Annotated in this window: 15 protein-coding genes; 11 read left to right on the top strand and 4 right to left on the bottom strand. The window is 72.5% G+C overall.

Going from position 1 to position 23,852, the window contains the following annotated elements; translation table 11 throughout:
* Positions 1–4 precede the first annotated feature (4 nt).
* The 3 genes from ACEZDG_RS02755 (at position 5) to ACEZDG_RS02745 (ending at position 4,865) form a co-directional block, all read left to right on the top strand.
* The gene (locus ACEZDG_RS02755) at positions 5–2,617 is read left to right on the top strand and encodes a carbohydrate-binding protein (protein ID WP_380501792.1); all 2,613 of its coding nucleotides are present in this window, start codon (positions 5–7) and stop codon (positions 2,615–2,617) included.
* Positions 2,618–2,745: 128 nt separating this feature from the next.
* Positions 2,746–4,059, top strand: a complete 1,314-nt coding sequence (locus ACEZDG_RS02750) for a family 4 glycosyl hydrolase (RefSeq protein WP_380501790.1) — start codon at positions 2,746–2,748, stop codon at positions 4,057–4,059.
* Positions 4,056–4,865, top strand: coding sequence for a DeoR/GlpR family DNA-binding transcription regulator (locus ACEZDG_RS02745; RefSeq protein WP_380501788.1), 810 nt, complete (start codon positions 4,056–4,058; stop codon positions 4,863–4,865). The genes ACEZDG_RS02750 and ACEZDG_RS02745 overlap by 4 nt, the downstream gene beginning before the upstream one ends.
* Positions 4,866–4,876: 11 nt before the next feature.
* On the opposite strand, the gene ACEZDG_RS02740 is transcribed toward ACEZDG_RS02745, so the two are convergent.
* Positions 4,877–6,562, bottom strand: a complete 1,686-nt coding sequence (locus ACEZDG_RS02740) for a hypothetical protein (protein ID WP_380501786.1) — start codon at positions 6,560–6,562, stop codon at positions 4,877–4,879.
* Between the two features lie 171 nt (positions 6,563–6,733).
* On the opposite strand from ACEZDG_RS02740, the gene ACEZDG_RS02735 reads away from it, so the two are divergent.
* Together ACEZDG_RS02735 and rpsA are read left to right on the top strand one after the other, a co-directional pair.
* On the top strand, positions 6,734–7,621 hold the full coding sequence (locus ACEZDG_RS02735) for a hypothetical protein (RefSeq protein ID WP_380501784.1): 888 nt from the start codon (positions 6,734–6,736) through the stop codon (positions 7,619–7,621).
* A 1,268-nt stretch (positions 7,622–8,889) separates the two neighbouring features.
* Complete coding sequence (rpsA, locus tag ACEZDG_RS02730) at positions 8,890–10,356, top strand: 30S ribosomal protein S1 (RefSeq protein WP_380502235.1); 1,467 nt, start codon at positions 8,890–8,892, stop codon at positions 10,354–10,356.
* Positions 10,357–10,381: 25 nt separating this feature from the next.
* Here the strand turns inward: rpsA and ACEZDG_RS02725 are convergent, their stop codons facing one another.
* Positions 10,382–11,317: an LLM class F420-dependent oxidoreductase gene (locus tag ACEZDG_RS02725; RefSeq protein ID WP_380501782.1), complete on the bottom strand. Its 936-nt coding sequence runs from the start codon at positions 11,315–11,317 to the stop codon at positions 10,382–10,384.
* A 219-nt stretch (positions 11,318–11,536) separates the two neighbouring features.
* Here ACEZDG_RS02725 and ACEZDG_RS02720 point away from each other — a divergent pair, with 219 nt between their 5' ends.
* Both ACEZDG_RS02720 and ACEZDG_RS02715 read left to right on the top strand, forming a co-directional pair.
* A complete protein-coding gene (locus ACEZDG_RS02720; RefSeq protein WP_380502234.1) occupies positions 11,537–12,358 on the top strand; it encodes an SAM-dependent methyltransferase in 822 nt (273 codons plus the stop codon).
* Between the two features lie 66 nt (positions 12,359–12,424).
* Complete coding sequence (locus tag ACEZDG_RS02715) at positions 12,425–14,533, top strand: hypothetical protein (protein ID WP_380501780.1); 2,109 nt, start codon at positions 12,425–12,427, stop codon at positions 14,531–14,533.
* Positions 14,534–14,546: 13 nt separating this feature from the next.
* On the opposite strand, the gene ACEZDG_RS02710 is transcribed toward ACEZDG_RS02715, so the two are convergent.
* Together ACEZDG_RS02710 and ACEZDG_RS02705 are read right to left on the bottom strand one after the other, a co-directional pair.
* Entirely contained in the window at positions 14,547–16,232 is a 1,686-nt protein-coding gene (locus ACEZDG_RS02710) for a hypothetical protein (RefSeq protein ID WP_380501778.1), read from the bottom strand.
* Positions 16,233–16,368: 136 nt separating this feature from the next.
* Positions 16,369–16,938, bottom strand: a complete 570-nt coding sequence (locus ACEZDG_RS02705; protein ID WP_380501776.1) for a TetR/AcrR family transcriptional regulator — start codon at positions 16,936–16,938, stop codon at positions 16,369–16,371.
* A gap of 97 nt (positions 16,939–17,035) precedes the next feature.
* Between ACEZDG_RS02705 and ACEZDG_RS02700 the strand changes: the two genes are divergently transcribed.
* From ACEZDG_RS02700 to ACEZDG_RS02685, 4 genes are all read left to right on the top strand, one after another.
* Positions 17,036–18,526: an MDR family MFS transporter gene (locus tag ACEZDG_RS02700; protein WP_380501774.1), complete on the top strand. Its 1,491-nt coding sequence runs from the start codon at positions 17,036–17,038 to the stop codon at positions 18,524–18,526.
* Positions 18,527–18,663: 137 nt separating this feature from the next.
* The gene (locus tag ACEZDG_RS02695) at positions 18,664–21,597 is read left to right on the top strand and encodes a helix-turn-helix transcriptional regulator (protein WP_380501772.1); all 2,934 of its coding nucleotides are present in this window, start codon (positions 18,664–18,666) and stop codon (positions 21,595–21,597) included.
* A gap of 80 nt (positions 21,598–21,677) precedes the next feature.
* Positions 21,678–22,085 carry a hypothetical protein gene (locus ACEZDG_RS02690; protein ID WP_380501770.1) on the top strand — a complete coding sequence of 136 codons (408 nt, stop codon included), beginning with the start codon at positions 21,678–21,680 and terminating at the stop codon, positions 22,083–22,085.
* A 276-nt stretch (positions 22,086–22,361) separates the two neighbouring features.
* Positions 22,362–23,831, top strand: coding sequence for a hypothetical protein (locus ACEZDG_RS02685; RefSeq protein WP_380501768.1), 1,470 nt, complete (start codon positions 22,362–22,364; stop codon positions 23,829–23,831).
* The last annotated feature ends 21 nt before the right edge of the window (positions 23,832–23,852 follow it).

Raw genomic sequence — 23,852 nt, 5'->3', positions numbered from 1 at the left:
GCAGTTGAGGACGCGACTGGCCCTGGCCCTGGTGGCGCTGCTGGCGCTGCTGGCCGCCGCGGCCGGGATGCAGAGCGCCTCCGCGTTCACCTCGGTCCCCACCGGCGCCCCGGCCCGACCCGCGCCGCCGGCCACCCCGGACCCGTCCTTGACGGACCATCAACTGACCTATGCGGAAGGCCCGCTGGACAACCCGGACAAGGGCCTCGCGGTGTACTACAACGCGGGAACCGACCAGAACACCGGCTACCCGCACAGCATCACCTGGAGCTACTTCCCGCTCTCGGCGGTGATGACCAACGCGGGCGACTGCACCGCGCTGGACTGGACCCCGGTGGAGAAGATGCTCAACGAGACCGCCTCGTACGGCAATACCGCCGCGATCCGGTTCTACCTGGACTACCCCAGCGGGAACCCGACCAACGGCATGCCTGCCTGCTGGAACGGCAAGGTGCCGACCAACAACGACACCTACTGGGGCACCCAGAGCCCGGACTACAACAACGCGTTCCTGCTCAGCTCGCTGCAGCAGTTCATCGGCCAGTTCGGCGCCAAGTACGACGGCGATCCGCGCATCGGCTTCATCCAGATGGGCCTGATCGGCTACTGGGGCGAGTGGCACACCTGGCCCGAGAACGGCACCGGCGGCCAGCCGGACTTCATGGCCACCGACGCCAACGCGGCGCTGATCGTCAACGCCTTCGCCAACGCGTTCCACACCACCAAGATCGAGGTCCGCTACCCGACGTCCGGCGGCGGGGCCGCGAACAACCTCGACGTGGGCTACCACGACGACTCCTTCTGCTACCGCGAAGGCACCCCGCTGGCCGGCGTCACCCTGCCCCAGTCCATGGGCGGGGCCGACTACTCGCAGCTCCAGTACGCCCTGAACGAGGGCGTGGAGAACAAGTGGATCACCGACTCGATGGGCGGCGAGGTCCGGCCCGAGATCCAGGGCACGGCCTTCAACACCTGGAGCACCGGGGCCAACGGCTCCGACGACGACATGAAGGCCTGCATCGAGGCGGAGCACACCACCTGGAAACTCGACCAGGGCAGCACCAGCTACAGCCCGACCGACCCCGATGTGGGGGCGGCGGTGCGGGCGATGGGCTACGACCTGACCGTTCCGGACGCGTACTACAAGAACACCGTCTCCGGCACCGCGAGCATCGGCGTCAAGATCTCCAATGACGGGGTGGCGCCGTTCTACCACCCCTGGACCGTGCGGTTGGGCCTGAAGGACTCCACCGGGAAGGTCGTCAAGACCTGGAACACCTCCTGGGACCTCCGCCAGGTCATGCCGCTGAAGATCCGCGCCTTTCCGGACTGGAACGTCGGCGCCGACCCGACCTACCTGCCTTTCGGCTACCCGCAGTACTTCAACACCAGCGTCGACACCTCCTCCGTCACGGCGGGTTCGTACCAGCTGGTCATGGACGTGGTGAACCCGCTGTCCGCGGTCAGCAGCAGCGCCAAGAGCCTGCGGTTCGCCAACGCCGCCCAGAACGCCGACGGCTGGCTGGGGCTCGGCGCCATCAATGTGGGCGCGGGTGGTGGCGACACCACGGCGCCCAGTGCGCCCACCGGCCTCGCGGTCAGCGGCACCACGGCCGGCAGCGCCTCGCTGACGTGGACCGCGTCCACCGACAACGTGGGCGTGACCGGCTACGACGTCTACCGGGGCAGCACCAAGGTCGGCTCCACGGCCGGCACCGGCTACACCGACACCGGACTCAGCGCCTCCACGGCCTACAGCTACACCGTCGACGCCTACGACGCGGCGGGCAACACCTCCGCCAGGAGCGGGCCGGTCACCGCCACCACCCAGGCCGGCGGCGGCAGCTCCAGCTCCTACGAGGCGGAGGCGTCGGCGAACACCCTGACCGGGACGGCGGTTGTGGCGGCCTGCACCGGGTGCTCGGGCGGGCAGAAGGTCGGCTATCTGGGCAATGGCGCGACCGTCGCGTTCCACAATGTGGCCGGGGGCAGCGGCGGGGCGACGCAGGTGACGGTTGCTTACACCACGGCTGTCGCCCGCACCTTCCAGATCAGCGCCAACGGCGGCACCCCGGTCAGTGTGTCGGTCACCCCGACCGCCGACTGGCAGACCACGGCCACCACCACGGTCACACTGCCGCTGAACGCCGGGTCGGCCAACACGGTCACCATCGCCAACCCGACCGACTGGGCCCCCGACATCGACCGCATCACCGTCGGCGTCGGCGCCGGCGGCAGTACGGCGGGGTCGTTCGAGGCGGAGGCGTCGGCGAACACCCTGACCGGGACGGCTGTGGTCGCGGCCTGCGGCGGTTGCTCGGGCGGGCAGAAGGTCGGCTATCTGGGCAACGGCGCGACCGTCACCTTCCGCAGCGTGGCCGGGGGCAGCGGCGGAGCCAAGCAGGTGACGGTCGCGTACACCACGGCTGTCGCGCGCAGCTTCCAGATCAGTGCCAACGGCGGCACGCCGGTCACTGTGTCGGTCGGTCCGACCGCCGACTGGCAGACCACCGCGACCACCACCGTCACGCTGTCCCTGAACGCCGGGTCGGCGAATACCGTCACCATCGCCAACCCGACCGGCTGGGCTCCCGACATCGACCGCATCACCGTCTAGCCCCGAGGCCGTTCACCAGGGGCGCCGGTCGCACGACCCCGTGCGTGGATCATGCGACCGGCGCCCCGCGCGGCGTACGCTGAGGGCCATTCTCACCACCAGAACGACTCTGCCGGAGGAGGGCGGGCATGGCCGACATCGTGCTGACCGGCGCGGGCAATGTGAAGATGACCCGGCGCATCCTGTCCGACCTGTTCCTGGTCCCTGCCCTGGCCGGGACCCTGCGGATCCGGCTGCACGACATCGACACCGACCGCCTGGCCACCGCCCGCACCCTGGCCCAGAGCCTCAATACCGAGGCCCGGGCCGGGGCGGTGATCGAGTCCCACACCGACCGCAGGGCGGCTCTGCACGGGGCCGACTACGTGGTGTGCCAACTGGGCGTCGACGGTTATGACACCGCCCTGCGCGACTTCGAGATCCCGGCCCGCCACGGACTGCGGCAGACCATCGCCGACACCATCGGCATCGGCGGCATCTTCCGGGGCCTGCGCACCATCCCGGTGATGGTCGGACTCGCCCAGGACATGGCCGAGCACTGCCCCGACGCCTGGCTGCTCAGCTACACCGACCCGCTGGTGATGACCCTGTGGGCGGTGCGCGAGGCCACCGGCATGACCCGAGCGGTCGGCCTGTGCCACGCGGTCCGGGACACCCACGCCTTCCTCGCCGACTCGGTCGGACGCGAGGTCGAGGACCTCACCTTCCTCACCGCCGGCCTGACCCACCAGGCCTTCGTGCTGCGCTTCGAGGCCGACGGCCGTTCCCTCTACCCCGAGCTGGAGGCCGTGGTGCGGGCCGACCCCAAGCTGGGACGGCATGTGCGGATGGAGATGTGGCGCCGCTTCGGCCACTTCCCGACCGAGTCCAGCGAGCACGCGGCCGAGTACGTGCCCTGGTTCATGCGGCACGACGACGAGATCGCCCGCCTGGACATTCCCGTCGGCGAGTACCTGGGGCGGCTGGGGCAGAGCCTGCACGCCTATGAGGAGATCCGCCGGGGCCTGGCCCAGGGGCGGCCGATGCTGACGCGCTGGCAGGACCCGGAGATCGCCTCCGAGGTGCTCAGGGCCATGATCACCGGCGAGGCCCGCCGGGTGAACCTGACCCTCCCCAACGAGGGCCTGATCCCCGCCCTGCCGACCGAGTGCTTCGTCGAGGTGCCCGCCGACGTCGACGCCGACGGCATCACCGCGGCCCCGATCGAGCGCTACCCCGCGCAGCTGGCGGCGCTCAACCGCAGCTATCTCAATGTCGCCGAACTGACCGTCCGGGCCGTCCTGGACGGCGACCCCCGGCATGTGCGGCACGCTGCGATGCTGGACCCGAACACCGCGGCGACGCTCCCTCTCGCCGCGATCGAACAGCTCTGCGACGAGATGACCGAAGCGCACCGCGACCTGCTGCCTGTCGGCTTCGCGGACCGGAAGGGCCAGGCGTGACCAACACCCATGAGTCGATGCCGGCCGAGGTCCGCCGCGAGCGCATGCTCGCGCTGGTCCAGGAGCAGGACTTCGTGCGCATCGCCGCCCTCTCCGAGGCCTTCGGCGTCTCCGTGGTCACCGTCAGGGGAGACCTGGACGTGCTGGAGGAGCACGGCCTGATCCGGCGGGTCCGCGGCGGGGCCCGGGCGGCACCGCTGGGCACGCAGAACGAGCCCTCCTACGAACAGTCGCTGGGCTCGGCCGCGCTGGAGAAGGCCGCCATCGCCAAGACCGCGGCCAAGCTGGTCGGCAGCGGCCAGTCCATCGTCATCGACGCCGGGACCACCACGACCTTCTTCGCCCGCGAACTGGTCGCCCGCCGCGATCTGACGGACCTGATGGTGTTCACCAACAGCACCAGTGTCGCCCACCAGCTCGAACCCGCCATCCCGCGCTTCACCGTCGTCCTGTCCGGAGGGACCCTGCGCCCGCTCCAGCGGTCCCTGGTCGACCCGATGGGGGGACGGATCCTGGAGAACATCCACGCCGACACCGCGTTCCTGTCCTGCAGCGGCATCCACCCGGACACCGGCGTCACCAACATCAACATCCAGGAAGCCGAGATGAAGATCAGGATGCTGCGCGCCACCACCCAGCACATCCTGCTCGCCGACTCCACCAAGCTCGGACGGACCGACCTCGCCCCGGTCTGCCCGCTCAGCGACCTGGACCTGCTGATCGTCGGCGACAACGCCACCGGCACCCAGGTCGCCCAACTGCGCGAGTACGGCCTGACCGTCGAGCTCGGCGTACTGACGGACTGAACCGTCGGCCGTCAGCCGTTGGCCTCCGGAAGCAGGGAGGTGAGTTCCGCCGTCCGGTCGAGCAGCAGCGCGAGCGCCCCGGTGAAGTTCCGGCGCGCGGTCTCCGGCACGGCCGCCGGGGTTCCGTCCGTCAGCAGCAGACTCACCACCCTGGCCGTCCTGACCACCTCACCGGCCAGGATCGCCACCGACTGGGCCTGGCCCCGGTCGGCCGAATCGGCCCGGTCCGACTCCTCGGCCAGGAGCTGTTCCGCCTGCCGGCGCAGCGCCTCGCACCGGTTGGCCACGCTGGCCAGCGTGTACTTGAGCCACTTGTCCCGGCCCGGATCACCGCAGTCGCCGAGCCTGCGCCGCAGCTCGGGTCGCATGGCGTCCAGTGCGGCCGCCAGCGGTGCCAGGGCCGGGCCGTGACGCGTCGGCTCCACCGGCACGGCGGCGGGTGGGGTGACCGGGGGCAGGACCTCGGCCGCGCCGGCCCTGGCCGCAGCGCCGGGGTGGGTGGCCAGGAACGCCGCGCAGGCCCGCGCCGCCAACTCGAAGAACCAGTGGTTGTCCTGCTCGCCGGCCCCGTCCCTCCCGACGAACATGAGGGCGCAGCCCTGCAGCGCCAGCAGGTGCTGCGGAGCCCAGTCGCTGTACGACCCGCGGTCGGTGAGCCAGGGCGTCGGGGCGTCAAGCAGCGCGTGGACCGCGTCGGTCAGGGCGCCCGGCAGCAGGTCGTCCGCGCCGGGCTGCCCGGTTCCGGTGAGCAGGGCCAGCAGTTGGCTCCGCGCGTCGCCCAGCAACTGCGGGAGGAAGTCCTGGACCACGCAGAGCAGCAGATGGGCGGGATCGCGGGCCAGCGGCGCCGTCTCGGAGAAACGGGACAGGTCGATCAGGCGGAAGTCCTCGGACGCCCGGGCGGAACCGCTTGGCACCATGATGTTCCCCGGGTGCAGATCGCCGTGGGCCCGGCCGCGTGCGGCGACGGGCAGCACGGCACCGGCCAGCGGGCTGCTGTGCCGGCCCAGCGCGTAGGGATTGGGCAGGAGTTCGGAGCAGCCCGGCAGTCCGATCGTGGTCGCGTCCGGATCGGCCAGGTTGCGGCGGACCCAGCCGGTGAGCGAACCGGTCCCGCGCAGCCGGTGCTCCCCGAGCACGTCGCGGACGAACTCCCTTGCCCCGGGGCCGATGACCGGCTCCTCGTCGGGGTTCCAGTCGAGCAGGACCGACCGGACGACCGTCGCGGCGACCCGGGCCCGTTCGGGCCGTGACACCACCTGGTCGAGGGGCACCAGTTCGGCCTTGCCCTGCCGGTCGAGGGCGAGCTGCAGGAACATCAGCCAGGACCGGCCGACCGGCAGCGGGTCGTACACCTGGTCCACCAGGTGCTGCTCGGGGTACTGGAAGGCGCTCCCGGCGCCGAAGGGGACGGGCCTGGAGCGCCAGGCCCGGGTGTGGCCACCGGCTTCGCGTGCTGCTCCCTCGTCCGGCGAGCAGAGCTTCAGCAGCACCTTCCTGGTGGCCCGGGCCGGGTCCCAGAGGCGGGCGGTGGCGAGCACCGAGCCGGTTCCACCGCCGTGGATCCGCTGGATGACCTGCAGCCGGCGCTGGTTGACGACCCGCCAGTCCTCGAGCGCCCGCGCCGCCTCGTCGCCGAACACGGAGAAGCCGGAGACGTCGGGGGCGTCAGAGACGTCGGAGTCCTTGTCCTTCACGCTGACAGTGTCCCCGATCGGCCGAGGTGCTCGTCGCGCATTGAGCCGCAGCTGAGGCTGCGATGTGCGTAACATCTTCCTGAGGAGTGCCGCGGTGTCGGGCTGAGCCGCCTTATGTGTCAGGGCAGTTGACCTTCTCGGTGCCCCAACCGCCGGGATGCGAGGGTACCCATGGGTAATGACGAGTACTGGGTTGTCGTCTGCCGAGGTGAGACCGTGCTCGGCGGCGGGGTACTGCTGACCCGTCATCACGCGCTCACCGCGGACCCCTACCAGCGCGGGCTGCCGGCCGAGGAGAACTCCGTCCGGCTCTTCACCGCCAACGGCGACCGCCTGTACGGGACGGTCATCGAGGCGAACCCGACCATGGGCCTGGCGCTGGTCTCCGTGGCCGCCCACCCCCGACAGGACCTGGCGACCCCGCGGATGGACCATGCGGTCAAGGGCGACGAATGGCAGGCGCCCTACCGTCCCTCGCAGTTGGTCCGACGCCTCAGCGGGACCGTCGACGCGGTCACCCACGAGCCCGGCGACGGTTCCGAGCGCCCGCACACCACCATCCAGCTGACCTGCGACCGGATCCCGGACCAGTACACCGGATACCGGGGCGGCCCGGTCGAGCGCCGCACCCACGGCACCGTCCCCGCCCTGGTCGGGATCCTGACCTCACCGGAGGCGGCCTCCTCGGCGGTGGCGCCGGGCGCGCCGGACACCCTGACCGCCGGGGCGATCGACAGCGCCATGGACGTGTTCGAGGGCCTCTCGGCCTACACGCTCGCCCAGTGGCTGGTCGGCGTCCGCGACGATCCGACGACGCCGGCGGAGCCGCAGCAGAACGGCACGCCGCCCGTCGCGGCCGCGTCGGCCGCCACCAGGACCCGGCGGCAGGCGCTGGACGACCAGCTGGAGATCGGGAATCGGGGCATGGAGATCCTGGACGGCTGGGTGAAGCTCAAATCCATCGAACCCCTGGACGCGACCCCCTACCGCCTGGCGATCGCCGACGCCCTGGTGGAGGCTGTCACCGACGCGATCTCCCGGACGGGAGGGGAGTTGTGATCACCTCGCTCGACGAGGCCCTCGCCTTCGCGAACGAGAGCCTGCGCACGCTCCGCAGCCCGGACGCCCAACCCTCCTCCCCGCTGGTCGACTTCGTCGCCACGATCGCCGCCGAGCCCAGCGGGCTGACCCGGGACCGCGGCACGGCCGACGCGCTGCTCCGCCTCGCCTGGCTGCTGCACCAGCTGGGCCTGGAGCAGCAGGCACATCAGCTGGCCCAGCAACTGCCTTCCTGGGCGCGGGACTTCATCGAGGCCGACCGGGCGGACGGGCCGGTCGAGGACTCCCTGGACCTCGCGAACCGGATCGCCGTCCTCGCGTCCGCCCTCGGGCGGCTCAATGACGCGCGGCTCCTGCTGCAGCATGCGATCGAGCACCGCTCGCGGTCGCTCTGGTCCGACGTCCGCACCATGGCGAACCTGGCCCTGGTCGCCGTCGCCGCCCGGGATCTGCCCACCGCCGGACGCTGGGCCGGAGCGGCACGTGCGCTGGTGCGGGAGAACGGGGACCCGCCGATCGCCGCCGACCTGCAACGGTCGCTGGTGACCGTGGAGTCGGCCCTCGTCCGGCGGGACGACCGGTCCGGGGCGGCCCAGCAGACGGTGTCCGAACTGACCGCCGCGTCGCTGGAACTGCTGCAGGGCCAGGACCACAAGGGGCCGCAGGGCTTCCTGGTGCTGGCGCAGCTCGCGCTCGCCCACGTCAGGGCCGCACAGGCGCAGGGTTCCGGCGAAGACCTGGAACATGCGTCGGGCGTGCTGGCCGCAGCCAGCCAGCGGCTCTCGGCGACGCTGGGCGCCGACCATCCGCGCGCACTGGTGGTGCAGGGTGATCTGGCCGCCGTGCAGGTGGAGTGCGCCCAGGCGGCGAACTCGACGGCGCGGCTGGACCGGGCGACCGAGGCGTTGGCCTCGGTCAGCCAGCGGATGGCGAAGCGCCTCGGGGCGACCCACCCGCGTTCGCTGGTGGCGCTCGGCAATCTGGCGCTGGCCCGGCTCGCATGCGTGCGGACCACGCACGAGCGGGACCGGGCCGCACGGATCGCGGCCCTGCTCACGGCCGAGGCCGGCCGGGTCTCCGCCCTGCTGGGCGCGGAGCACCAGGTGTCCCGACTGGTCCGGGCCTGCGACCTCGCCTGCCGCGAGCTGGTCCCCGCCGGGTGGGAGACCGCCGCGCACGGCAGCCGGGCCGGCGGCGCCCCCAGGGCAGCCGCGGCCACCTCCTCGGCCGGTGGCGGTAGCGGTGGCGGTGGCGTGACGTACATCGGCCTGGGCACAAGGGAGTTCGAGCAGGCCGGGGCTCTCGCCCTCAGCACCCGCCCGGTCGCACAGGCGGCGGTCAACGACATCGGCGGCGCGGACGCCTTCCTCGCGGCGATCGACGAGACCATCAAGTACTTCAACGACGGCGACCTCGTCGAGGGCACCATCGTGAAGGTCGACCAGGACGAGGTCCTCCTCGACATCGGCTACAAGACCGAGGGCGTCATCCCCGCCCGCGAACTGTCCATCAGGCAGCACGTCGACCCCCATGACGTCGTCGCGGTCGGCGACACCGTCGAGGCCCTGGTCCTGCAGAAGGAGGACCGGGAGGGCCGTCTGATCCTGTCCAGGAAGCGGGCCCAGTACGAGCGCGCCTGGGGCACGATCGAGAAGATCAAGGAAGCGGACGGCATCATCGCCGGTACCGTCATCGAGGTGGTCAGGGGCGGTCTCATCCTGGACATCGGCCTCCGCGGCTTCCTGCCGGCCTCGCTGGTCGAGCTGCGCCGGGTCCGCGACCTGCAGCCCTATGTGGGCAAGGAACTCGAAGTCAAGATCATCGACTTGGACAAGCACCGCAACAGCGTGGTGCTGTCCCGCCGTGCCTGGCTGGAGCAGACCCGGAGCAGGGCCCGGCAGGGGTTCCTGGCCACCGTGCAGAAGGGCCAGGTGCGTTCGGGCGTCGTCTCGTCGATCCTCAACTTCGGCGCCTTCGTCGACCTGGGCGGCGTCGACGGCCTGGTGCACGTCTCGGAGCTGTCCTGGCAGCACATCGACCACCCGTCGGACGTGGTCGAGGTCGGCCAGGAGGTCACCGTCGAGGTCCTGGACGTGGACCTGGACCGCGAGCGGGTGTCGCTGTCGCTGAAGGCGACCCAGGAGGGCCCGTGGCAGCGGTTCGCCCGGATCAACCAGATCGGGCAGGTCATCCCCGGCAAGGTCACCAAGCTGGTTCCGTTCGGTGCGTTCGTGCGCGTCGACGAGGGCATCGAGGGCCTGGTCCACATCTCCGAGCTGGCCGAGCGGCATGTGGAGATCCCGGAGCAGGTCGTCCAGGTCGGCGACGAGATCTTCGTCAAGGTCATCGACATCGACCTCGAACGCCGCCGCGTCAGCCTCTCACTGAAGCAGGCCAACGAAGCCTCGGACGAGTTCGACCCGACCCTCTACGGCATGGCTGCCAGCTACGACGACGCGGGCAACTACATCTACCCCGAAGGCTTCGACCCCGAGGTGAACGACTGGCTGCCCGGCTTCGAGAAGCAGCGCGATACCTGGGAGCGCCAGTACGCCGAGGCGCAGCAGCGCTTCGAGCAGCACCAGGCCCAGGTGGCCAGGAGCCGCGAGGCCGACGCCGAGGCCGCCGCGGCGGGCGAGGGCACGGCTCCCGAGCCGCACGTCCCGACCCGTGCGTTCTCCCTGCCGAGCGACGAGGCCCTCGCCGCGCTGCGCGAGAAGCTCGCAGGCGGCTGAGGCCACGACGGCACCGGGACGGTGCTCACCGGTTGAGCTGGGAGACCACCTGACTGGCGATCAGCTCCATCTGGTCCAGGTGGTCCAGGTCGGGGAGCTCAGGGAACTGGAAGTAGAACCGGCTGCTGCCGGTCTCCGCGTAGCGGCCGATCGTGTCGACGACCTCGGCCGGGCTCCCGGCCAGGCCGTTCGCCTTCAGCTCGGCCACCTCGCGGCCGAGCGCCGCCGCCCGCCGGGCCACCTCCGCGTCGTCCCGGCCCACGCAGGCGACCAGGGCGTTGGAGTACACCATGCCGCCGTCCGCGCGTCCGGCCGCCGCGCAGGCCGCGCGGACCCGGCCGATCTGGGCCCGGGTGTCCTCGACCGAGGCGAACGGCAGGTTGAACTCGGTGGCGTAGCGCGCCGCGAGGGCCGGCAGGCGCTTCGGGCCGGTCCCGCCGACCAGGACCGGGATGCGGTCCTGCACCGGCTTCGGCAGCGCGGGCGAGTCCTTGAGCTGGTAGTGCACCCCGTCGAAGTCGAAGGTGCTGCCGGCCTCGGTCTCCCACAGCCCGGTGACGATCGCCAGCTGCTCCTCGAACCGGTCGATCCGCCGGTCCGGGAAGGGGATCCCGTACGCGGTGTGCTCCGCCTCGAACCAGGCGGCGCCGAGCCCGAGTTCGACCCGCCCGCCGCTCATGGCGTCGACCTGGGCGACCTGGATCGCCAGCACCCCCGGCCAGCGGAAGGTCCCCGCGGTCATCAGCGTCCCGAGGCGGATCCGGGAGGTCTCCCGGGCCAGCCCGGCCAGCGTGATCCAGGCGTCGGTGGGGCCGGGCAGGCCGTCGCCCGCGCCCATCCGCAGATAGTGGTCCGAGCGGAAGAAGGCGTCGAAGCCGAGGTCCTCGGCGGTCGTGGCCACGCGCAGCAGGGTGTTGTAGTCGGCACCCTGCTGCGGTTCGGTGAAGATGCGGAAGTCCATGCCGCCCATCCTGCCCGATCTTCGCGGGCCCGGTCGGGAGGGGGCGCGGGCCGTGTCAGGAGAGGGTCGCGCGGCCTCGTCGTTCCGGGCGAGGTGGCGCGCTGCTCGGGGAACCGTCAAACCGGCGGGGAGTTAGGCTGTGTGACGGTTGATCGTCCAGTCGGTCGAGCGGCAGAGTCGAGTGGCAGAGGTGACAGGGTGACGGACGCACTGAACTGGATGAAGCCCGGTGAGAACGACACGCCGTCGATCGAGCTGCGGACCGAGGTGCCGCACTCGGCGCGGATCTACGACTATCTGCTCGGCGGCAAGGACAACTTCCCGGCGGACCGCGAGGCGTCCACCGAGATCGCCCGGGTGTGGCCGAACCTGCCCCGTTCGATGCGTGCCAACCGCAGCTTCATGCGCCGAGTGACCCACCACCTCGCCGCGGAGCGCGGCGTCCGGCAGTTCCTGGACATCGGCACCGGCCTGCCCACCTCGCCGAACCTGCACGAGGTCGCCCAGGGCGTGCACCCCGACGCCCGGATCGTGTACGTCGACAACGACCCGATGGTGCTGGTCCACGCCCGGGCGCTGCTGACCAGTACGCCGGAGGGCAGAACCGCCTACATCGACGCCGACCTGCGCGATCCGCACACCATTCTCGACGCGCCGGCGCTGCGCGGGACGCTGGACCTGAAGCAGCCGGTCGCGCTGAGCCTGATCGCGGTGCTGCAGTTCGTCACCGACCAGGCGGAGGCCCGCGCCATCATCGACGGGCTGATGCGGCACCTGGTGCCGGGCAGCTTCCTGGCCCTCTCGACCGTCACCGCGGACAGCGCGCCCGACGAGGTGCACAGCGGCATCGCCGCCTACGAGGCCCGCGGCATCCCGGAGTTGGCGCGGGACAAGGCGCAGGTGGAGGAACTGTTCCAGGGTCTTGAGCTGGTCGGGCCGGGGGTGGCGCTGGTGCACCGCTGGCAGCCGGACGAGGAGTCCCGGGCGATCGACGACGCGCAGGTGCACATGTACGGCGGCGTTGCCCGCAAGGCCGGGTAGACGCCTGCCGTAGGCTGGGCGGGGCAGGTCGGGGCGGAGGCTCCGTGCGGCCCGGAGGGAGACAGGATGGTCGCGGGCCGCGATACTGGCGGGAACGCCGCAGGGTCCAGCACGGTGGGCAACAGCGTCTCCGGCGGCACGGTCGAAGGCAGCGTGGTGCAGGCCGGCAGCATCGGCCAGGTCCACATCCACCCGGCGCCGCCCCCGGCGCCGTCGCCGCCCGCACCGTTGACCCCGCGTCAGATCAGGGCGCCGCGCCCGGTGTTCGTCAACCGGCAGGCCGAGATCGCGGTGCTGAACCAGGCGCTGGAGTCCAGCGTCGACCGGCCGGTCGTCGTCGCGTGCACCGGACTGGGCGGTGTCGGCAAGACCGAACTGGTCGCCCGCTGGGCGCATGACCAGCGCGAGCACTTCCCCGACGGGGAGCTGTACGCGGACCTCGGCGCGGTGCGCCACCGCGGCGGGGTCGACCTCGGCGAGGTGCTGGGCGGCTTCGTCCGTGCGCTGGGCGTGCGCGAGGACTCCGTCCCCGCCTCGATGGGCGAACGCGCCAACCTCTACCGGACGGTGACCGCGGGCCGCCGCCTGCTGGTCTTCCTCGACGGTGTCGAGCACGCGGCCGAGGCACGGGCGCTGACACCCTCCTCAGGACTGGTCGTGGCCGCGGGGCGCACCCGCCTGGAGGCCCTGGTACTCGAGGGGGCCCGGCCGGTGACCGTCGGCCCGCTCGGTTCCGGCGCGGCCGGTGACCTGGTGCGGATGTGGCTGGGCGAGGACCGGGGCAGCGAACAGGACCTGGCCGAGCTGGTGCGGCTGTGCGGCGGACTGCCGCTGGCGCTGCAGGCGGTCGGCGCCCAGATGATCACCCGCAGCCGGATGCGGATGGGCCGGGTGGTCGCCGAACTCGCCGAGCGGCAAAGGAGCCTGGAACCGCTGGGGACCCGGGAGGCCGGCGTGCAGGAGGCGTTCGAGTCGGTCTACGCCCACCTGCCGGCGCAGACCCGTGACCTCTACCACCTGCTGGGTGTGCACCCCGGGCCGCTGTTCACCCCGGACCTGGCCCGGGCGGCCGGGCTCCACGGCGTGGACCAGGCCCTGGAGGACCTGCTGCACGCCCACCTGGTCGACGAGACCGCCGACGAGGACCGCTACCGCTGCCACGACCTGGTCCGGCTGCACGCGCGGCGCCGCGCGTACGAGGCGTGGCCCGAGGACCGGCGCGAGGCGGTGCTGCGGCGGATCGTCGACTTCTACCGCGACCGCGCGGCTGCCGCGGACCGGGAGATCCTGGGCGAGCGGTTCCGCCTGCAACCGCCGCCCGCGTCCGCGGGGGCGCTCCCCGCCGGGCGGTCGGCCGCGCTGGAGTGGCTCCAGGCCGAGCGCGCCGATCTGCTCGCGGTGCTGCACGCGGCGGCCGAGCGCGGGTGGCACGAGCCGGTCTGGCAGCTGTGCGAGTCGCTGTGGCCGCTCTACCACGCCCGCAAGCACTTCGCGGACTGGATCGAATCCCACGAGCTCGGAGTGGAGGCCGCCCAGTGGGACGGCCGGGCCGACGCCGAGATCCGGATGCGCAACCAACTGGCCCGGGCCCACTACGAGATGGGCGACTACCCGCGGGCCCAGGCGCAGCTGGACCTGGCCCGCGAACGGCTGGTCCTGGTCCAGGACCCGCGCCTGGCCGGCCTGCTCTGGGAGTCGCAGGGCCTGCTGCGGCTGGCGCAGGGCGAGGCGGACCGGGCCGCGCACTACTTCACCCTGGCGCTGGAGGCGAACGCCGGAGATCCGCACGGCGTGGTCGTCCAGACCTACAACCTCGGCCAGGCGCTGCTCGCCGCCACCCGGCACACCCAGGCCCTGCAGGTCCTGAACAGCGCGGCGGAGGCCGCCCGGGAGCAGGGCGATACGCCGATGCTGATGCGGCTGGCACTGGTGCGGGCCCGGGTCCTGCGGGCGACGGGCGACCCGGCGGGGGCCCTGACGGGTGCTCAGGAGGCGGCCCGCCTGGCGGCCGGCCTGGGCCAGGTCGCCAAGGAGGACCAGGCCCTGACGTTCGTGGCCGAGCTGGCCGCCGCGTCCGGTGACGCGGACCTGCAGGCCGCCACCGCGGCCAGAAGGCAGCAGCTGAGCCGTCAGGCGGGAGTGGCCCCGCAGGCACCGCGTCCCCACAACTCCTGAGGGGGCGCGGAGGTCAGGGGTGGACGCTGAAGCGCACCCGCGCCGTGCGGTCGCCCGTGCGCACCAGCAGGCCCGCCTTCGGCAGGTCGGCCTCGGCTCCGCCGCGGCCGAGCCACAGCGCCAGCGCCGCGCCCAGCAGCACCGGGTCCAACTGGGGCGCCGCCTCGCCCCAGGACCTGACGGCGGCGGCCTCCAGCAGCAGCCCCGAGCGCAGCCGCACCAGGTGGCGGCCGAGGTCCGGGTCCAGTGCGGTGACGGCCACGCTCAGCCCGGGCAGCTGCCCTGCGGTCGCGGCCAGCCACTGCGCGGGCGGCAGTTCCCCGTGCGGGTGTTCGCGGACCACGACCTCGGCGACCGCGCGCAGCCCGAGCCGCGGTTCCTCCGAGGTGACCGCGTAGAAGCCGCGCGCCGCCGCCGGTTCGACACCCAGGGGGTAGCGGCGGATCCGCACGCCGTCCCCGGTCCGCTCGCCGGTGACGTCGTAGGCGGTGGGGCGGCCGGTGACCGGCTGCGGAGCGGGGTAGGGGACGGGCCGGGGGTCGTCCTTCGGCACCCGTACCGCCGTCATGAAGGGGCCGAGGGCCTTGAGCAGGTTGCGGGTGGACTGCCCGCGTTCGCCCAGCGACAGGTCGGTGACCTCGCGCAGCGCCTGCCCGTCGTGGTGCTCGGCGGCCAGCAGCAGCTGGGCGTGCAGGTCGCCGCCCGGGTCCAGCGGCGGGGCGGTGTGCCCGAAGGCGTAAGCGGGGGAGTGCGGGTCCAGCTCCGCCTGGCCGGTGGCGGCCAGCAGGGTGACCCGGTCCAGGGCGGCTCCGTAGAAGGACACCGACCCGTGGTCCCCGACCACCCAGTCGGCGGCCACCAGCGCGGCCTGCCAGCCGCGCTGCGGCGGGACGACCATCAGCCCGGCCGCCTCGGCGTCGCGCATCAGCCGGTGCGGATCGTGCCGGGCCCAGATGTTCGGGTGCAGCACCAGGGCGACGGCGAACTCGTCGGCGGGCAGTTGCTGGACCAGCCGCAGCGGCAGGTCCGGGTGGCGGCCCAGTAACGAGTGCTCGCTCCAGGTGGAGTTCACCACCACCAGCCTGCGCCCCTGCCGCACGCCGAGCGCCGCACGGTAGCGGTCGCGCTGCGGCAGGCTGTCGCTGATCCGGTCGAAGCAGGGGTCGCCGACCACCTCGGCCCGCTCCACCGCCTGCGGGCACGAGCGCCTCAGCTGCTCGAACTGCCGCGGATGCGACAGCAGCACCACGGCCGGGAAGACCCTGCCCCGGTAGGTGAGCTCACGCCGCGACAGCCCGGCCGCGGAGGTGCCGTCCCCGGTGGACTGGCGCACCAGCCGGTTGTAGCCGGCCCCGTGCGGCATGACCACCAGCGGGGCCCTGAGCCGGTGCATCGACCGGTGCACGGCGCAGGCCACCGCCACGTCGAACCGGCCGCCGACCGCGTCCTGCCAGGGCAGCACGGTGATCCCGTCCAGTCGCAGCGTGTGCAGGTAGCCGTCAAGACCTGAGGCGAACGCGGACCCGGGGTTCACCGTGAAGGACACCTTGACCTGGGGCGGAAGCGCCAGCAGCGTGTCCATCACCCGGGTCGCCGACGTCAGTGTGCGTGCCACGGCCAGCACATGCCCCTGGACAGGCAGGGTGTTCCAGCGCTCCTCGTCCGCGCGTCGGCGGAACAGCGGACGGAACAGCGCCAAGACGACTCCGGGGCCGGGCGGTGCGGTGGCGACACCGCGGTGGCGGACACCGCACAGCCTACTGAACCGCCCTGCACCGCCCGGACAACCGCGGTCCCCGGGCGCGCCGCCCGGGCCCTCGTCCGCGCCGCCGCGGTCAGCGCAGCAGGGGCAGGAAGATCGTGTCGACGATCTCCTCGAGGACGTGGTCGGGCACGGGGGCGAAGGTGGTGAGGAACTCGTGGCGCAGCAGGTCGAAGGGGAGCGACTTGATGCGTTCGGTGAGGACCTCCGGTGCGACCTCGCCGCGGTCCACGGCGCGGTCGAAGAGCAGGTCGACGGCCTCCTTGCGGCCGGTCGTGGAGGGGTCGAACAGGTCGCCGGGCCGGGTTCCGGTCTCCTGGTAGTAGCTGGCCAGGTTCACGCTCATGACCGTGACCAGCTGGAGCCGGGTGGCGCTGATCTCCCGCAGCAGGGTGAGCACGTCCTCCCGCAGGCTCCCGGTGTCGGGCAGGTCGAGGACGTTCTCCCGCAGGACGTGGGCGACGGTCGCCCGGACGAGTGAGTCGCGGTCGGACCAGCGGCGGTAGAGGACCGGGGGGCTGGTGCCCGCGCGCTTGACGACGGCGTCCATGGTGAACCTGGCGTAGCCGTGGTCGGTGAGTTCCGCCCAGGCCGCGTCGAGCAGCGCCTGCTCCAGCGCTGCTCCGCGACGTCGCTCGGCCATGGGACCCCCTGCACAGTCTGGATAGATTTGCCTATCTAATCCTAGCGGCCTAGTCTGGCATCCGTAAGATAGATCCATCTATCCTAAGGAGGCGTCCATGGGCGCCGGCGCAACCAAGCCGCCACCCGTCGCCGCGGAGTCCGGCCGGATCGACCCGGCCCTGCGACGGCTGACCTTCACCCTGATCATCGGCGCGCTCGCGGTCATCTTCGACACCACGATCATGAGCGTCGCCATCAACAGCCTCGCCGGGCAGCTGCACACCTCGCTGGCCACCACCCAGTGGGTGACCACCGCCTATCTGCTGGCCCTGGCCGCGACGATGCCGGCCGTCGGCTGGGCCCAGTCGGTGCTGGGCGGCAAACGGCTGTGGATCGCCGGCCTGGGGATGTTCCTGGTCGGGTCGCTGCTGTGCGCCGCGGCCTGGAACGTCCAGAGCCTGATCGCCTTCCGGGTGGTCCAGGGCATCGGCGGCGGCACCATGATGGTGCTGATGTTCACGCTGGTCATGCAGGCGGCCGAGGGCCGCAGCATCGGCAGGGTGATGTCCCTGATCACCGTGCCCACCGCGCTGGGGCCGATCATCGGCCCGGTCATCGGCGGCGCCCTGCTGCACCTGGGCGACTGGCGCTGGATCTTCCTGTTCAATGTGCCCTTCTGCGTCGTCGGCGGCTACCTCGCCCGGCGCGATCTGCCCGACGACGGGCCCCGCCCCGGTGCCCCCGCCACCCGCGCCCGCCTGGACGCCGTGGGTCTGCTGCTGCTGTCCCCCGGCATCGCCGCGATCCTCTACGGCCTGACCCAGCTCTCCGGCTCCGAAGGGGGCCTGGCCGGCCCCAGGGTGGCGCTGCCCCTGCTCGCCGGCCTGGCCCTGCTCGTCGGCTACGTCCTCCGGGCGCTGCGGCTCGGAGCGGACGCCCTGCTCGACATCCGGCTGTTCCGCCACCGCGCCGTGGCCGCGTCCTCGGCGCTGGTGTTCCTGACCGGCGCCGCCCTGTACGGGAGCATGCTGCTGCTGCCGCTGTACTGGCAGCAGGTACGCGGCGAATCCGCGCTGGGCGCCGCGCTGCTGCTGATCCCGACCGGCGTGGGCGCCCTGCTCTCCCGGGCGCTGGCGGGCAGGTGCATGGACCGCTTCGGGGCGCGTCCGGTCGCCGTCGCCGCCTTCGTGCTCACCTTCGCGGCCACCGTGCCGTTCGGCTTCGTCACCGCCTCCACCAGCAACACCGCGCTGATGGCGGTGCTGTTCGTACGCGGCGTCGGGCTGGGCGCGGCGATGATCGCGATCATGGGCGCCGGCTTCGTCGGACTGGAGCGCGAGGAGATCCCGGCCGCCGCCGGGATCAGCCGGGTCGCCCAGCAGGTCGGCGGTTCGATGGGCGTCGCGGTCCTGGTCGTGATCCTGCAGCGGGCCTCGGCCGGCGCCCGCACACCCGCCGCGCTGGCCGCCGGATTCGGTGAGGCCTTCTGGTGGTCCGCCGCGTTCACCGCCGCGGCCGTTCCGCTCTGCCTGCTGCTGCCGGGTCGGCCCGGGTCGTCGGCACAGGCCGAGGACTCCGCGCCGGCCGAGCAGCCCAGCGAGGTCTGAACGCCGTGCGGATATCGGCCGCGAGCCCCGCGGCGGCGCCTGCCGATCTAGTATGACGCCGTCAGGGCAAACCCGATCAAGACGACTGCAAGCACATCGTTCACCTTCGAGACTGGGACGCAGCTGTGGTGCATCCAGTGACCTCCGAAGATCCGGTAGCGGAGAACGGCACCGAGCTGGTCGGCAGGTCTGCGGAGATCCACCGTCTTTCCGAGGTTGTGCGGCGCATGGGCACCGGCCGCGGTGCTGTGCTGGAGATCACCGGCGATCCGGGGATCGGCAAGACGACCCTGCTGGGACAACTCGCCCAGCGGGCCGTGGCCGCAGGTGCGCGGGTGGTACGGGGCCACGCCGTGCACGGCGCGGCGGAGCCCGGCCAGCTCATCAGGGAGACCCTGGCCGCCCTGGACCGCCGGCGCCCCACGCCGGCGGACTCCGGTCCGGCGGCGGAGGTCCGGAACGTCCTGGAGAACTGGGCGGCCGGGCAGGGCGGGGTGTTACTGCTCGACGACGTGCACCTGTGTGACGAGCAGTCAGCCAGGGTGATCGCCCGGCTGCTCCGGACACCCCCGGCCGGCCCCTTCGTGCTGGCCCTGGCCCATCGTCCCAGGCAGACCGGCTCCCTGCTGCTGGACGTCCTGGAGCGCGGCGTCGAGACCGGTGACGTCGTACGGCTGGCTCCGCCGCCGCTGGACCCCCAGGCCATGGCCACGCTGCTCGACCGCTGGCGGGCCCGGGCCGGCAGCCCCTTCCCCGGCACCGCACCGGGGGGCGACCGGTCCGCAGGACGGTGGGCCTCCTGGGAGCCGATGGACCAGGGCAGCTACGCCGAGCAGTTGCACGCCGCGTCCGGCGGCAACCCGCGGATGCTGCAGATCCTCGCCGCCGCCCGCTGGGACCCGGACGAATGGCCGCTCAGCGCGGGCCCGGACCGCGACGGCCTGCGCCGCGCGGCGGCGCCCCTGGTCACCGAGTTCACCGCCCTCAGCACGGCCGCCGCGGCTTCAGCCGGAGCCGCGGCCGTCCTCGGTGACCCCTTCCGCCCGGCCGAGGTCGCCGCGATCTCAGGGCTGGGGGTCGAACGGACCCTCGGCGCCTTCACCGAACTCTGCGCGGCGGACCTGATCCGTCCGGTGCCCTGGGGCGGTCGATATGCCTTCCGGCACCCTGTGCTGGGCCACGTCGTCCTGGAACACACCGCACCGTCCCTGCTCCTGAAAGCCCACAGGGCCGCCCTGGACCTGCTCACCGCGCGCCGGGCCCGGGCCGTCCAGCGGGCCAGGCACGCCGAGTACCTGGTGGGTTCGGGCAGCGTCCCGGCTCTGCACGGCCTGATCGAGGGCGCGGCGGAGGCCACGGCGCAGACCCCCGCCACCGCTGCCCGCTGGTTGGGCCTGGCCCTGGAGCACCTGCCGACCGGGACCGAGATCAGCCCGACCCGGGCCGTGCTCGTGCTCGACTGCTGCCGGGCCCTGACCGCCGTGGGCCACCTGCGAGAGGCCCGCTCGCTGGCGCACGACCTGCTGCGGCACCGGTCCGACCTGCCCGACGACCTGGCGGTGCGGACCTACGCCGTCTGCGGCGAGGTGGAACGGCTGCTGGGCCGCTACCAGGAGGCCGACGCGGTCGTCCATGCCGGGCTCGCCCTGCTGCCCCGGCCGCTGCCGGTTCCCCTGCCGGGCCCGGCGGCCGAACTGATCACCACGCACGGGCGGGTGCAGATGTTCCGGGACACCTACGGCCGGGCCCGCGAGCTGGTCCGCGAGGCGGCGGAGGCGGCGTCCGGCGCCGATCCCATGGCCCCCTACCTGCGGGCCCTGGCGGCCTTCGGCGACACCCAGCTCGGCCTGGTGCCGGAGGCCGCCCAGGAGGTCACCGAGTGCGCGCGCCTGGTGGACTCCCTTCCGGACGCCACCGCCGCCTCCATGCCCGAGGTCCTGGCGATGCTCGGCTGCTCGGAGCTGTTCCACGAGCGCTTCCACGACGCCTACCGGCATCTGGAGCGGGGCCTGGAGGCCACCGCGGGCGCCTCCCGACGCTACCTCAGAGTCAACCAGTTGGTGGCCCTCTGCCACCTCGACCAGCTGACCGGGCGGCTGGACCGGCTCGGCCGACGGGCCCGCGAGGCGGAACTGCTCGCCCGGATGATCGGAGCCGACGAGGGCGCGGGGATCGCACTGACCCTGAGCGCGGTCGGACTCCTCTGGACGCGGCCGTGCCGGGACACGGGCCGGCTGATCGACATCGCGGAGCAGGGCCTCGCGCTCGCCTCGGCCGTGCGCGGCCTGCGGGCCCACGTCACCGCCGGGCTCCTGGCGTACGTCCAGTTCTACGGCGGACACCCCGCGGACTGCCTGCGCACCCTCACCGAGGCGGGCGGTCCGCACCTGCGCGGGTTGCTGCGGCCCTGGCAGCCCTCGCTGCTGGCGCTGGCCTCCACCGCGGCGCTTCGCTGCGGTGACGTCGACGCGGCCCGCGGCTGGGCCGCGGAGGCGGAGGCCACCGCAGGGCAGCTGTGCCTGCCGCTGCAGCAGCAGCATGCCCGCAGGGCGCAGGCGGAGCTCTGCGCCGCGGAGGGGGACCACGACCGGGCCGCCAGGTTGTTCCACGGGGCCGCGGAGTCGTTTCGCCGCGCCGGCGCGCCGGTCGAACACGCGTTGACCCTGGTGGCCGGGGCAGGCTCGGCCCAGGCGACCGGAGGAACGAACCAGGCGGTGGAGTGGCTGGACTCGGCGGCGAAGGCCGCGCGCGCCTGCGGCGCACGGCGGATCCTCGAGGAGGTCGCCAGAACCCGGGCCCAGCTGCCGACGGCCCGCCCCGTCGTCGCCGGGTCGGCCGTCACGCCGCCGGACATGGGCACCGGCCCGACCGCGGCCCTCCTCAGCAGACGGGAGCGCGAGATCGCCGAACTGGCGGTAACCGGCCAGAGCACCAAGGAGATCGCCCAGCAGCTCTTCCTCAGCGCCAGAACCGTGGAGACCCACCTCGGCAACATCTACCGCAAGCTCGGCATCCGTTCGCGCACGGCACTGCTGCACGCGCTCGCAGGGCTACGTAGGAGATCTGCGTAATCTCACGGATGCCTCCCCGCCCCGCGGCTGGAAGGCTCGCCGCAAGCAAGGAAGTCGCAACGCACAATTTGGAGTTTCGGATGGGTCTGGCGGAACGGCGCGCCGTTGAGCAGTTCAAGAACGACGACTACCCCGGTTGGAAGTCACGGATCGACGAGGCGGCCGGCTTCGAGGTGCCGATCGAGGTGGAGTGGCAGGAACTGGCCGTCGCCGACTACGCCGACAGGTACGTCGACTACTTCCCCCAGGTGTACTTCCAGCCCCTGGCCGACGCGTTGAGCGTGATCGGGGCCGATGACATGGGCAGGGACGCGCTCCGCGAGGGCGTGACGAAGGTGGTCGTCAGGAACAGCGGTCAGTTCTCCAGCACGACGGGGATCACCTTCGTCGACGGGGTGCTGACGTTCGACCACATGTCGGACACCAACACCCACCATGTCGAGGAGCGCACGAAGCACCTCCAGACCATCCTCGAGTCCGCACTCTGAGGAGGCCGCCACCGGCCCTGTGCTCCACGTCGATCCGGCGGTGCTCCCGGCACCGCCGGATCCGGCATGTCACCCCCGTGATGCCGAACGGCCGACCCGGCACGCGTTCTTGACCGTGGTTCAGCAAAATCTTGGCTGGGGCCGGCAGATGCACGTGTCGGCAAAACCCGCGTAGTGAGCCTGAAACACTCTTGGTGTTCTGTGCCCTTGAGACCAATCCAGTGCTGAGGGGCGGATGTGACGACCTTGAGGACGCTCCCTGAACTCCCGGGAGAGATGCGGCAGTTCGCGGAGCGTCTGAGCGGGGTCGCGGCTCTTGTCGACTGGGACGGCAGCTGGTTCCGGGAGTTCTGGCAACGGGACGCCGAAGGCATGCGCGCCTGTCTCGAGGGTCGGGAGGTGCCGCCCTGGGACGTGATCGACTCCCTGCTCCAGGACCTCGCCGCGGTCAGCGGCGCGGAGAACGCCCGGCACGAGGCGGCCCGGCTCCGCCCGCTGCACCGCGCCTCGGTACGCGCCTACGACCGTGCGGACGGGGTCAAGGCCACGCTCACCGAACGCTTGCGCATTCTGCGGGAGGAGCAGCAGCGCTCGACCCGACGGCTGCAGGACCTGCAGAAGTTCAGCGCCTCGGTCACCGGCATGGACGATCTGCAGGCCGTGGAGAGCGAGTTGGCCTGGGCCCGCGACTACTACGCGCGGATCTGCAGCCGCATCGCCGAACTGCGGGGCCGTGTCGCGGCTTTGGAGCAGCTGGAGACGGAGTCCTTCCGCCTTCCGCCCCAGGATCCCTGGCCGTCGGCGTCCTCGGTAAGGTCTGCGCTGTCCTCACCGCCGGATCCACCTTCCGTGACCGCCGCCGCCGCTGCGACCGCCGCCCCCGGGCAGAGGCGCAAGCGTCGGGAGCGCGGCAGCGCCCGTTTCGCGGGCGCGGGCCAGGACGTCGACGTCAAGGACGAGGGAGGGTCCGCCGCCGCGGAGGCGGGCGCGGATCTGGTCACCGGCACCGTGGCCGGACCTCGCGGTGCCCGGTTCTCCGGGGCGCCGACCACGGGCTCCGTGGCCAACTTCGCGGCCCCCGTGCTGCCGGGAGTGGGCGGCGCCTCGGCCGCTGGTTCGGGCGGCGCGCGTTTCGTGGGCGCCGCAGGGGCAACGCCCGTTGCCCGAGTCGCCCCCGCGGTGGACGCCACCGACCGTGCGGCGGTCACCCGCACGGTCGGGATGCTGCGGCAACTCCGCGCGGAGGACAACGGCGGCCAGGCGCACGCCGTCCTCGCCGAGGCCGTGCACCAGCCGGCCGCACGGTTCCCGCTGCTGGCAGAGCAGTTGGAGCGAGCGGGGATGGCCGCGGACTGGGCCACCCTGCTGTGGGAGGCGGCTGCCCTGCCGCTCGACCTGGTGCTCGCCGCCGCCGACGCCCTCAGCGCCTCCGGGCGTACCGCGGACGGCGAACAACTGCTGCGGCTGGGCATGGGCAGGTCGGCCGTGGACGTCGGCTCCGCCGTGGCCGAACTGGTCGCCGAGGCACGGTACGAGGAAGCCCGCGCGGTCCTCGACATCTATCTCCGCACCCGCGCCACCAGTGAATCCGCCCGGGTGGCACTCGCCGACCCGGCCCACCTGGTGCCGCTCGTCCTCGATGTCGCCCTGTCCATCTCGTCCGGCTTCCACGAGGACCTCGTCCTCTCCCTGCGCGTCGCCGGGATGCGCGCCGAAGTGTCCGCAGCGCTCTCCCAGGCCAGGTAGCGCCCTCCGAGGGGCCCTTGG

Source organism: Streptacidiphilus alkalitolerans, from assembly GCF_042511045.1.
Classification (GTDB): domain Bacteria; phylum Actinomycetota; class Actinomycetes; order Streptomycetales; family Streptomycetaceae; genus Streptacidiphilus; species Streptacidiphilus alkalitolerans.
The sequence above is the reverse complement of the archived record's forward strand: the minus strand, read 5'-3'. Positions and strand labels throughout refer to the sequence as shown.

Excerpts from the sequence above, each read along its gene's own strand:
- ACEZDG_RS02750 (WP_380501790.1), top strand. The coding sequence starts at position 2,746 with ATGGCCGACATCGTGCTGACCGGCGCGGGCAATGTGAAGATGACCCGG.
- ACEZDG_RS02735 (WP_380501784.1), top strand. The coding sequence starts at position 6,734 with ATGGGTAATGACGAGTACTGGGTTGTCGTCTGCCGAGGTGAGACCGTG.
- ACEZDG_RS02725 (WP_380501782.1), bottom strand. The coding sequence starts at position 11,317 with ATGGACTTCCGCATCTTCACCGAACCGCAGCAGGGTGCCGACTACAAC.
- ACEZDG_RS02720 (WP_380502234.1), top strand. The coding sequence starts at position 11,537 with ATGAAGCCCGGTGAGAACGACACGCCGTCGATCGAGCTGCGGACCGAG.
- ACEZDG_RS02715 (WP_380501780.1), top strand. The coding sequence starts at position 12,425 with ATGGTCGCGGGCCGCGATACTGGCGGGAACGCCGCAGGGTCCAGCACG.
- ACEZDG_RS02705 (WP_380501776.1), bottom strand. The coding sequence starts at position 16,938 with ATGGCCGAGCGACGTCGCGGAGCAGCGCTGGAGCAGGCGCTGCTCGAC.
- ACEZDG_RS02700 (WP_380501774.1), top strand. The coding sequence starts at position 17,036 with ATGGGCGCCGGCGCAACCAAGCCGCCACCCGTCGCCGCGGAGTCCGGC.
- ACEZDG_RS02690 (WP_380501770.1), top strand. The coding sequence starts at position 21,678 with ATGGGTCTGGCGGAACGGCGCGCCGTTGAGCAGTTCAAGAACGACGAC.
- ACEZDG_RS02685 (WP_380501768.1), top strand. The coding sequence starts at position 22,362 with ATGCGGCAGTTCGCGGAGCGTCTGAGCGGGGTCGCGGCTCTTGTCGAC.